Genomic DNA, 9,556 nt, shown 5'->3' with positions numbered 1-9,556 from the left:
GCATCGAGGTCGTTCTGATCCGGGCGATAGACCGTGCAGTCCTGCGCCTGCGGGCTGGTGAGGATCGCGTTGCGCGCGTCCAGGCGCTTCTGCGGATCGAGGCCGGCGGCCTCGCACATCTGCACCCAGAGGGCGTCCGGGGTTGCTGCCTGTTTGCCATTGCTCATCTGCGCTCCGTGGTCCGGTGGGAGGGCGCTCGCGGTCGCTCGCCCAGGTCGGGCTAGTGTCCGGGAGCGCGGCATGCCTGGCAAATGCCACGCCGGATGGCCTGTCGTCGGCGTTGCGCGACAGCAACGAAACCTGTGGCGCGCCGGGACGTTCTACTCATAAACCCCCCCGGAGGCTCGCCATGACCACCTATCACATCACCCCGACCCCCATGGGCTGGCAAATGGCCACGGAAGGCTCCGACGACGCAGTGCTGCGCACCCTGACCAAGGAAGAAATGCTCGCCGAGCTGCCGGCCTACCTGGACGGCAAGACCGCTTCGGTGAAGATCTTCACCCGCGACGACACCCTCGAGGAGGCGCGGGAGTACCCCGAATACGCCCACTCGAACCCCGTACTGAGTTGACGACCATGGATCGCTATTCGGTAAGACGCGCGGCCAACGGCTGGGAACTGGTCCGCGACGGCGAAGAACGCGCCTGCCGGTTCTCCGGCAGCAAGGTGGAGATCCTGCGCATCGTCGGGCGGTTCCTCGAAGGCCAGACCGCCTCGGTGGCCATCTACAACGCCGACGGCTCCTACGCCGGCGAGCGGGTCTACCCGATGGTCGCCGAGCGCCACAAGAACGCGTCCGCACAGAAGGCGCGCGGATCATGAACCTCGTCGCGGATTCGCCATGACTCACCCGCGAATCGGCTTCGCCTGCCAGTTCCGACATCCCGTCCGCGAGCTTTCACCCGCCGAGCTGAAGGTGATCGAAGCGGGCTTCAACCCGCGCACCACGACCTTGCGCTGGATGGACGGGGTGTCGCCGCAGGTGGCCCGCGACAAGCTGCTGGACATCGTCACCCACAACCTCCAGGCGCAGCTGCGCTTGCTGGGTTACGTCGCCGGGCTACCCGCGACCCTGCACATGTTGCGCCTGAGCAGCGACCTGCTGCCGTTCTACAGCCATCCGCGCGGCCAGGCGTTCTACCGGGACCCCGCCGTCGTGCGCGTTCTCGAGGAAGGCTTCGCCGCCATCGGCGCGCTGGCGCGGCAGGCGGACATTCGTCTGTCTTTCCATCCCGGCCAGTACTGCGTGCTGGGCTCGGACAAGCCGGGCGTGGTGGAAAACAGCCTCGCCGAGTTCGAGTACCACGCCGACATGATCCGCATGATGGGCTACGGCGTTCGCTTCCAGGACTTCAAATGCAACGTGCACATCGCCGGCCGCCTGGGCGGGGAGGGCATCCGCGCGGTCTGGCCGCGGTTGTCGACGGTGGCGCGGCACTGCATCACCTTCGAGAACGAGGAGAAGACCTACGGCGTCGATGACTGCCTGCAACTGGCCGACCTTGCCCCCGTCGTGCTGGACATCCATCACTGCTGGATCAATGAAGGCGACTACATCGCCCCGGACGACCCACGCATCGCGTGCATCCTCGACAGCTGGCGCGGCGTGCGCCCGACCATGCACTGCTCGCAGCCGACGGAGCGCCTGCAGGACGCGGGCTTCGACGCCGACCGCAAGCTGGAAATGGACGCGTTGCTGGAGGTGATGCCCCGGCGCGACCTCTACGGCCACAGCCTACGGATGTGGAATCGCTGGACCAGCGCCTACGCGCTGGGCTTCCTGCCGCGCTTCGACATCATGATCGAGGCCAAGGATAAGAACCTCGCCGCCCTGGGTTTCTACGAGGAATACCTCGCGTCCCTTGGGCAGGAGGCCGCACCGGGCGAGTTGCGGATGCGCGGCTAGGCGCGCGCACCCGCTCGGGCGGGCGACATACTGGAACGAGGCCTGGTAGGTGCGCGCAGGCTTCGTCCTTGTCGCCGCCGGGGCGCCCGACACGGCGATCACCGTGCGATCGGCCTTGCGCAGGGTCACCCCGCCGGCAATGAAGAGCACTTCCGGAACCGTGTTCAGGGCGCCATTCACCGGGCCGTCTAGGTGCGCCGCGATCAGCTCGCTGGTGCTGTTCTTGTCGAACGCCTGGCCGTAGGAAACGCCGTGTAGGCCTTGCGATAGGCGACGGAAATCGACTGCAGCGGCACGCTGTCGCCCTAAGACGGCCGCGCGCCATCTGGGTCTGGCGACCTCGGTGGTCAACGACCGCGTCCGTGCGCCCGAAGCGCGCCTGGAGACCCGGCTGCTGCACAGCACCACGCGCAGCCAGACGCTGCCCGAGGGCGGCGCGCATCGTCGAGGATCACCTCGATGAAGTCCGAACTGCAGGAGCTTGGTGGCCCGCCCGGCGGGCTGCTGCGGGTGACCACGCCCGGCCCGCTCGGGCGCTGTCCTATCGCGCCGCTGGTGGAGGCGCATTTCCACGCCGAATGGCGCTTCGGCCGCGGCGACGATGCGCGGGCCGAGCGAATCGAAGTCGCACTGGTTTCAAGCAACTCCGAGCTACCGATCAGCTGGGCACTGGCCGGCGCGGGGCTGACGCAGAAATCCTGGTGGGAAGTCGCACCGCACATCGCCACGGGCCGCCTGCGCACTGTCCTCGACGCCTTCGAGCCCGACCCGGTGTCCTTCTACGCCGTCCACCCCCTGCGCTCGGCGCAGTCGCGCAAGGTGGCGCTGTTTATCGAGGCGCTGAGGACGTGTTTTGAGGGGTTTGGGCGGTGAGGTGAAGGGTTCTCGTGTGAAGAAAAAGGAATGGCCTCCAGTCGGTCTACCATCCGCTGCATCCGATCCGTTTGGCTCTGTGATAGTCGGCCCAGGCGTCCGAGACAATTTCGTCTTTAGATAGCCCTTCCTGCCAGCCGTTTTCATCGCGCTGCTTGATGATGAAAAGGGACCAGTCGTAGTGCGCCCGCAGGACGTTGCACTCCGTCAACTTCTGGTCGGCGTCTTTCGGGACGGGCCTGTAAAGCAGCTCTTTTTCATGTGCCGTGTATGGGCCGATTACTGAGCATGCGCATAGAGCGGTAAAGGCGACGGCGAGCGTCGTGGCCCGGCAGATTGCGGCTGCGCGCTGGAGATCGTTCATGGAGCTTCCTTGCTTGGTTGAGAACCGGGATGTGTTGCTACTCCGCCATGATCGCCTTATAGCGCTTCATGTACTCGTCGTAGGGGAGGTTCTGCTGCGTAAGTTGGTCGAGTTTCTGCTGCCTGCTTTCGGCAGGGCCTGTGGGGATGGTGGCAGAGGTAGCCCGCTCTTGACCGGGCCTGCCGAGCGTCTGCTTGAGGTACTCAAGTGCATCGGCAAACTCTTTCGCGCGCGCCTCGGAGCGAAAGAAAACCCTCCTATCGGTGGTCTGCTCCGTCGACCTGATCACCACCGCATAGCGGTTTTCGCGACCGTTATGTTTGTAGACCCAGATATCGCCAACGGAACGGAAATAGATGCGCTGATTGATCTCGCGAGTGGTGAGGTACGTCGAGCCAAGACCCACCAGTGCACGCCCGTAAATCCCTGCTTGCGAGATGCTGACTCCGTTCGTAACCGAACCATTGGAGAGGGCGATGAACTCCTCGGTCACCATCGCGGAGTCCGGCTTCTGCTTGCCGTAGTCCTCGTAAAAACCCTGCTCGACGATAGACGCTGAATGCTTGATATCGGCGCCTACACGCACGCTTGGCATGTAATCAATGCGCGTGTGACCGCATGCAGAGAGAAGTACGCTGACGAGGATGGCTATCACGTAACGCATGCATGTTCCTTATGAGGCGTTTGAGGTGAGTTCGAATTGTCTATCAGTCCTAGAACTTGCTCCACACGATCAGAGCTTTCACCCGACGATGCGAGTCTTAAGTGGCCCTGCCCAGTCTCCGACTCTCCGTGATGGGCACGTTTCAGACCAGCAGGCAACGCCTTGCTTGTAACCCGCGCGAAGGCCATTCAGGCAACAAAAAAGGCCTGCGATTTCTCGCAGGCCTTTCATATGTATGGTGCCGGCACCAGGAGTCGAACCCGGGACCTACTGATTACAAGTCAGTTGCTCTACCAGCTGAGCTATACCGGCATTTGGGGGCGCCATTATAGCGACAGGCGCACCGCTGTAAACCTAATAGGCGTGCCTTTTTTCGGCCAGGATCAACAGGTTGCGCGGTGTGAGCTGGGGTGGGCAGAAGCTGCCCAAGCGCGTTCGGTAGCCGTGTTCTTCGAGAAACAGCGCGCGGTCCAGCGCCAGCCAGCACTCCAGCGGGCGGCGGAACAGGGCGCGGAGCAGTTCCAGGTTGCGCACCTGGGCCAGGCATTCCCACGCGGAGCGTTCGAGGCGCTGCCAGTCGGGCGTGTGGTCGAGGCGCAGGCCCTTGAGTTCGCAGAGGTCGCGGCAGTAGTCGGCGAGCGACTTGTTCAGCCAGGACGGTGGCAGCGACGGCGTCGGCAAGTATTCGTCCTGCTGGCGTATCTCGCGCTGCAGCAGGTCGAACGCCAGGCGCCTGGCCATGGATTCGTCGCGCTGCCGGCGCACGCGGGCGCCGGCGGTGACGGTTTCCTGCATGGGCATGCGCAGGTCGTCCAGCGACAGGCGCAACGTCGAGCCGGCCGCTGCGACGCTGAGTGGCTGGTAATGCTCGGCGGCGATCCGGTTGTAGCAGCAGGGCGCGAGGGCGATATGGCCGCAACCGGCGCTGCTGGCCAGATGCAGCAGGCGGATGTGCAGGTCGCCGCAGGCGTGCAGGGCGACTGGCGCCTGGTCCGCGCGCAGATGCGCGAGCACGTCGGCGGCCATTACGTCCTGATGGCGGTGGCTGACCGGCAGTTGCAGGCGCGCGCTGAGACGCTCGCCGGCATCCACCAGTTGCGCATCCCATTCCAGGCTGCACACCGGCTGGCCCTGGCTGGCCAGCAGGCGGCTGAGGTGGCCTTTGCCGGCGCACCAGTCGAGCCAGCTGCGCGGCGCGCTGTCGAAGCCCAGGCAGCTGGCGAAGGCGTGGATCTGTTGCCATTTGCGGCCCGGCACGTCGACGTCCAGGCGGGATCGCGCGGTCAGTTCCGCGGTGGGAAACTCGCCTAGTTCGGTGAGCGCCGTCGAGCGTTTCGCCAGAGCCGGGAAAGGCGCGGGTGCCGGCAAGTGGTGGGGCTGGTTATGCGCGGCTTCGGCGTCATCGAGGCTGCGCCGGCGCAGCCAGTTGGCCAGCGCCGGATGCTGGTCTTCCCAGGGCAGCCGGCGTTCGGTGAAGGGTTTGGGACGCCAGAGTGCCTGGTGCTCGACGAGGAAGGCATCGAGCGCCTGGAAGCGCTCGAGCAATGCGGCGCCGTCGAGGACGGCTGCGGGGATGAGGGACATGGGCGGCAGGGCTCAGCGGCCCTGGCAGGCGTCCACGCGCAGCCAGCGCTCGAGCAGCTTGAACGCGTTGATCAGCACGAAGGTGATCACCAGGTAGTAGATCCCGGCGGTGAAGAAGCCTTCCACCGGCAGGTAGGTGCGGGCGTTCATGGTCCGCGCCACGCCGGTCAGTTCCAGCAGGGTGATGGTGCTCGCCAGGGCGCTGGCCTTGAGCATCAGGATCACTTCGTTGCTGTAGGCCGGCAGGCCGATGCGCACCGCGCGCGGCAGGATGATGTGCAGCATCGACTGCGCGCGCGACATGCCGAGCGCGCGGGCGGCTTCGATCTCGCCGGGCGGCACGGACTGGATCGCCCCGCGCAGGATCTCCGCGATGTAGGCCGCGGTGTGCATGGTCATGGTCAGCACCGCGCACCAGTAGGGATCACGCAGGTACGGCCAGAGCGCGCTCTGGCGAACGGCGTCGAACTGCGCGGCGCCGTAGTAGACGAGGAACAGCTGCACCAGCAGCGGCGTGCCGCGGAAGAAGAAGATGTAGCTGAACGGAATCGCGCGCACGTACCAGTGCCGCGATGCGCGGGCGATGCCGATCGGCAAGGCGAGGATCAACCCGGCGATCACCGAGAAGGCGACCAGTTCGAGCGTCAGGATCGCGCCGTCGGTCAGGCGCGGCAGCCATTTGATGATGACTTCCCAGTTCATGCCGCGCTCCTGATGAAGCCGCGCGAGGCGCGTTTTTCGAGGAAGTACATGCCGATCATGGCGAGGATGGTCAGGCCCAGGTAGATGAAGGCCGCGACCATGTAGAACAGGAAGGGCTCCTTGCTGGACGTCACCGCGATCTGCGAGCGGCGCATGATTTCTTCCAGGCCGATCACCGAGACCAGCGCGGTGTCCTTCATCAGGATCATGAACAGGTTGCCCAGGCCGGGCAGCGCGATGCGCCACATCTGCGGCAGGATCAGCCGCCAGAAGATGCGCGCCTTGCTCATGCCCAGGGCCAGGCCCGCTTCGCGGTGGCCCTTGGGAATGGCCAGGATGGCGCCGCGGAATACCTCGGTGGCGTACGAGCCGAAGCAGATGCCCAGGGCGATGGTGCCCGCAGCGAAGGCGCTCAGCTCGAGGTTGGGCCGGCCTAGCATTTCGCCTATGGCGTGCATCAGGCCGACGGTGCCGAAATAGATGAGGAAGACCCAGAGCAGTTCGGGAACGCCGCGAACCAGGGTCGAGTAGCTGCCGCCAAGCCATCGCAACGGCTTGTATGGGGAAGTCTTGGCGAGTGCGCCGAGCAGGCCGAGCACCAGTCCGAGGGACAGGGCGGACAGGGCCAGCTTGATGGTCATCAGCGTTCCGGCAGCCAGCGCCGGGCCGAATCCGTAAAGGTCGAAAGTCATCGCAAGGAACTATGCAAGAGAGCGTGGCAGAGGAGCGGCGCGGTGGAAGCCGCGCCGTCCGGACCGATCAGTAGATGCTGAACGGGAAGTACTTGTCGTTGATCTTCTTGTAGGTGCCGTCGGCAACGATTTCCTTGAGCGCGGCGTTCAGCTTCTCGCGCAGCGGGTCGTTCTTGCGTACGGCCATGCCGATCTTGTCGTTGTCGAACACCGGGTCGCCCTTGAACTCGAAGTCCTTGCCGGCAGCGCTCTTCAGCCATTCCCAGTTAACGAACTTGTCGGCCAGCACGCCATCGACACGGCCGGAAGCCAGGTCGAGGTAGGCGTTTTCCTGGGTGTCGTAGAGTTTGACTTCGACGGTGTCGGCCATGTTGTCTTCGAGCCAGGTACCGGCGATGGTCGCGCGCTGGGCGCCGATGACCTTGCCTTTCAGGCTGGCCTTGTCGGTTTTCAGGGTGCTGGCTTTCGGCGCGATGAATTGCAGCTTGTTGGTGTAGTAGGCGTCGGTGAAGTCGACGGCCTGCTTGCGTTCGTCGGTGATCGACATCGAAGCGGCGATGAAGTCGAATTTCTTCGAGTTCAGTGCGGGGATGATGCCGTCCCAGTCGGAAGTCACGACTTCGCACTCGGTCTTCATCTTCGCGCAGAGGGCCTGGGCGATGTCGATGTCGAAGCCGACCACCTGGCCACTGGCATCGATCAGGTTGAAGGGTGGGTAGGCACCCTCGGTTCCGATTTTCAGCTTGTCGGCAGCGATAGCGCTGGTGCCGAACGCCAGAGTGGCGGCAGCAGCCAGCAGCATCTTCTTGTAAGTCATCATGAGGGACGTAGCTCCGTTAGCGATTGCTGGACATGAATTGTTTACAGCGCGCCGATTGCGGGTTTTCGAAGACCTGCTGCGGCGATCCTTGCTCTTCGACCAGACCGTGGTGGAGAAAAACCACCTCGCTGGATACCTGGCGGGCGAAGCTCATCTCGTGGGTAACCAGCAGCATGGTCCGACCTTCTTCGGCCAGCGCGCGGATCACATTAAGCACTTCTTGTACCATCTCCGGATCGAGCGCCGAGGTCGGTTCATCGAAAAGAATCACCTTCGGCTGCATCGCCAGCGTGCGTGCGATGGCCGCGCGCTGCTGCTGACCGCCGGAAAGCTGGTTCGGATAGACGTGGCGTTTGTCGCCGATGCCGACCTTCGCCAGCAGCGCCTCGGCCACTTCGATGGCTTCCGCCTTGCTCTGTCCGAGCACCCGGCGCGGCGCCTCGATGATGTTGTCCAGCACGCTCATGTGCGGCCAGAGATTGAAGTTCTGGAAGACGAAACCGATCTCGCTGCGGATGCGGTTGATCTGCTTGTTGTCGGCGGCAACCAGCTCGCCGCTCTTGCCTTCCTTGAGCTTCAGCTCTTTGCCGGCAACGATGATCTGGCCCTGATGCGGGTTTTCCAGCAGGTTGATGCAGCGCAGGAAGGTCGATTTGCCGGAGCCAGACGAGCCCAGGATCGAGATCACATCCCCGTCGCGGGCGGTGAGGGAGATGCCCTTGAGCACCTCGAGGTCGCCGTAGCGTTTATGCAGATTGCGTACTTCAAGCGCGGGCGCGGCCTCGGCCATGGGGGGTCCTCTTCGTGGTCGGGTGCAAGCTAGCATGGGGTGAGATGACAGCCAAGCTTGCAACCTTTGATCCAATCTGGACGCTGTCGCGCTTGTCGCATCAATGAAGTTGACTGTCGCGATAAGCAAACATGCTGTCGCATTTTCAATGCCTTTCGCCGGCGGTTGGGCTCAAATGGGCTGGGGTGGAAAAGCGCCGAACAACACTGCGCCCTCTGTTGGTGCGCTACTTTTCGCCACGCTGCTGCATTTTGGGCGGGGACGAGGTGAGTTCTTCCCATGGGTGTAGTCGCGCTGCCGTCGTGCGCCAGCGCGCCTGGTAGCGTTCAGAGATTTTCGGCTGTTTGGGTATCGGCGGGTGTTTCGGCGCCAACTTCGGTCACAGCCAGGTCCTCGGACCCGAGGCTGGGATTCTGCAGCGCGGTCTCGGTAGCGGCCCAGGCCTCGTCGAGGCGTTTCGACGACTCGCCGATCGAGCGCTCGGCGACTGTCCGCGACGCGTATGGTACTTGCGTCAGGGCCCCGATCCCTGCCCGCCATGCCGAATAGTAGGGCCTCAGGGTCGACTGCAGGCTGCCGGAGACGGTCCGATAGTCCCGCTCGGCCTGGAGGGTCGCGAGCTCCACGCAGTCGCGGGTGCGGATGAGGGCGGCGGTCCCGGCGAACGGCATGCTGGAGGCATCGGCCCGCCACGAGCACTCGACCCAGGACTTGCGGGTCAGTTCGCGAAAGCTCTGAGCGTCACCCGCTTCCGCGAGCGCCGCGCATGAGCTGAAGCCAGCGACCATCAATGCCACACGCATGAAAAACCTCCACGTTGCCTGTGATAGAGCCGTTCCCGCCGGCAGGGGTTCCGTGATGTGAAGGGCGGCGCTCTCTGGGCGCCAATAATGGCACATTGGAAATGGGGAGTTCGCTTCGAAAGCGGGCGCGTTCATCGGATTTGCCCTAGCCCAAAATGCAGGCAATAAAAAACCGGCCCTGGGGCCGGTTCTTTATGGTTTCAGTTGATTCAAGCACCGCCTGAAACTGGAAGGTGGTGCCCAGGGACGGAATCGAACCGCCGACACGGGGATTTTCAATCCCCTGCTCTACCGACTGAGCTACCTGGGCAACGGGGCGCAATTAAACGGATTTGGCTTTGCCCTGTCAAGCGAG

General features: G+C 64.0%; 12 protein-coding genes and 2 tRNA genes. 4 read left to right on the top strand and 10 right to left on the bottom strand.

Annotation, left to right across the window (positions count from 1 at the left end; all coding sequences use genetic code 11):
• Positions 1-349 precede the first annotated feature (349 nt).
• From B3E91_RS13040 to B3E91_RS13025, 4 genes are all read left to right on the top strand, one after another.
• A complete protein-coding gene (locus B3E91_RS13040; protein ID WP_273230529.1) occupies positions 350-574 on the top strand; it encodes a DUF2188 domain-containing protein in 225 nt (74 codons plus the stop codon).
• A gap of 5 nt (positions 575-579) precedes the next feature.
• Positions 580-825: a hypothetical protein gene (locus tag B3E91_RS13035; RefSeq protein WP_090225529.1), complete on the top strand. Its 246-nt coding sequence runs from the start codon at positions 580-582 to the stop codon at positions 823-825.
• Positions 826-844: 19 nt separating this feature from the next.
• Positions 845-1,909: a UV damage endonuclease UvsE gene (locus B3E91_RS13030; protein WP_287029821.1), complete on the top strand. Its 1,065-nt coding sequence runs from the start codon at positions 845-847 to the stop codon at positions 1,907-1,909.
• 459 nt (positions 1,910-2,368) lie between these two features.
• The gene (locus B3E91_RS13025) at positions 2,369-2,782 is read left to right on the top strand and encodes a LysR substrate-binding domain-containing protein (RefSeq protein ID WP_287029820.1); all 414 of its coding nucleotides are present in this window, start codon (positions 2,369-2,371) and stop codon (positions 2,780-2,782) included.
• A gap of 46 nt (positions 2,783-2,828) precedes the next feature.
• On the opposite strand, the gene B3E91_RS13020 is transcribed toward B3E91_RS13025, so the two are convergent.
• The 10 genes from B3E91_RS13020 to B3E91_RS12975 form a co-directional block, all read right to left on the bottom strand.
• Positions 2,829-3,146: a hypothetical protein gene (locus tag B3E91_RS13020; RefSeq protein WP_287029819.1), complete on the bottom strand. Its 318-nt coding sequence runs from the start codon at positions 3,144-3,146 to the stop codon at positions 2,829-2,831.
• A 37-nt stretch (positions 3,147-3,183) separates the two neighbouring features.
• Complete coding sequence (locus tag B3E91_RS13015; RefSeq protein ID WP_287029818.1) at positions 3,184-3,810, bottom strand: hypothetical protein; 627 nt, start codon at positions 3,808-3,810, stop codon at positions 3,184-3,186.
• A gap of 236 nt (positions 3,811-4,046) precedes the next feature.
• Positions 4,047-4,122: transfer RNA gene (locus B3E91_RS13010), tRNA-Thr, on the bottom strand.
• A gap of 42 nt (positions 4,123-4,164) precedes the next feature.
• Positions 4,165-5,394, bottom strand: coding sequence for a methyltransferase (locus tag B3E91_RS13005; protein WP_287029817.1), 1,230 nt, complete (start codon positions 5,392-5,394; stop codon positions 4,165-4,167).
• Positions 5,395-5,406: 12 nt separating this feature from the next.
• Positions 5,407-6,096: an ABC transporter permease gene (locus B3E91_RS13000; RefSeq protein ID WP_287029815.1), complete on the bottom strand. Its 690-nt coding sequence runs from the start codon at positions 6,094-6,096 to the stop codon at positions 5,407-5,409.
• A complete protein-coding gene (locus B3E91_RS12995) occupies positions 6,093-6,788 on the bottom strand; it encodes an ABC transporter permease (RefSeq protein WP_090225535.1) in 696 nt (231 codons plus the stop codon). The genes B3E91_RS13000 and B3E91_RS12995 overlap by 4 nt, the downstream gene beginning before the upstream one ends.
• A 67-nt stretch (positions 6,789-6,855) precedes the next feature.
• Entirely contained in the window at positions 6,856-7,608 is a 753-nt protein-coding gene (locus tag B3E91_RS12990; RefSeq protein WP_090225537.1) for an ABC transporter substrate-binding protein, read from the bottom strand.
• A 16-nt stretch (positions 7,609-7,624) separates the two neighbouring features.
• Positions 7,625-8,398, bottom strand: a complete 774-nt coding sequence (locus B3E91_RS12985; protein WP_287029814.1) for an ABC transporter ATP-binding protein — start codon at positions 8,396-8,398, stop codon at positions 7,625-7,627.
• Between the two features lie 326 nt (positions 8,399-8,724).
• On the bottom strand, positions 8,725-9,201 hold the full coding sequence (locus B3E91_RS12980; protein WP_273232610.1) for a hypothetical protein: 477 nt from the start codon (positions 9,199-9,201) through the stop codon (positions 8,725-8,727).
• Between the two features lie 234 nt (positions 9,202-9,435).
• A tRNA-Phe gene (locus B3E91_RS12975) sits at positions 9,436-9,511 on the bottom strand.
• Positions 9,512-9,556: the final 45 nt, after the last annotated feature.

This window comes from Pseudomonas sp. UBA6310, from assembly GCF_002438225.1.
Taxonomy (GTDB): domain Bacteria; phylum Pseudomonadota; class Gammaproteobacteria; order Pseudomonadales; family Pseudomonadaceae; genus Pseudomonas_O; species Pseudomonas_O kuykendallii.
Note: the sequence above shows the minus strand (reverse complement) of the source record. Positions and strands in the feature narration are given on the sequence as shown.

Excerpts from the sequence above, each read along its gene's own strand:
- B3E91_RS12985 (WP_287029814.1), bottom strand. The coding sequence starts at position 8,398 with ATGGCCGAGGCCGCGCCCGCGCTTGAAGTACGCAATCTGCATAAACGC.
- B3E91_RS13030 (WP_287029821.1), top strand. The coding sequence starts at position 845 with ATGACTCACCCGCGAATCGGCTTCGCCTGCCAGTTCCGACATCCCGTC.
- B3E91_RS12990 (WP_090225537.1), bottom strand. The coding sequence starts at position 7,608 with ATGATGACTTACAAGAAGATGCTGCTGGCTGCTGCCGCCACTCTGGCG.
- B3E91_RS13000 (WP_287029815.1), bottom strand. The coding sequence starts at position 6,096 with ATGAACTGGGAAGTCATCATCAAATGGCTGCCGCGCCTGACCGACGGC.
- B3E91_RS13035 (WP_090225529.1), top strand. The coding sequence starts at position 580 with ATGGATCGCTATTCGGTAAGACGCGCGGCCAACGGCTGGGAACTGGTC.
- B3E91_RS13015 (WP_287029818.1), bottom strand. The coding sequence starts at position 3,810 with ATGCGTTACGTGATAGCCATCCTCGTCAGCGTACTTCTCTCTGCATGC.
- B3E91_RS13005 (WP_287029817.1), bottom strand. The coding sequence starts at position 5,394 with ATGTCCCTCATCCCCGCAGCCGTCCTCGACGGCGCCGCATTGCTCGAG.
- B3E91_RS12980 (WP_273232610.1), bottom strand. The coding sequence starts at position 9,201 with ATGCGTGTGGCATTGATGGTCGCTGGCTTCAGCTCATGCGCGGCGCTC.
- B3E91_RS13020 (WP_287029819.1), bottom strand. The coding sequence starts at position 3,146 with ATGAACGATCTCCAGCGCGCAGCCGCAATCTGCCGGGCCACGACGCTC.
- B3E91_RS13040 (WP_273230529.1), top strand. The coding sequence starts at position 350 with ATGACCACCTATCACATCACCCCGACCCCCATGGGCTGGCAAATGGCC.
- B3E91_RS13025 (WP_287029820.1), top strand. The coding sequence starts at position 2,369 with ATGAAGTCCGAACTGCAGGAGCTTGGTGGCCCGCCCGGCGGGCTGCTG.
- B3E91_RS12995 (WP_090225535.1), bottom strand. The coding sequence starts at position 6,788 with ATGACTTTCGACCTTTACGGATTCGGCCCGGCGCTGGCTGCCGGAACG.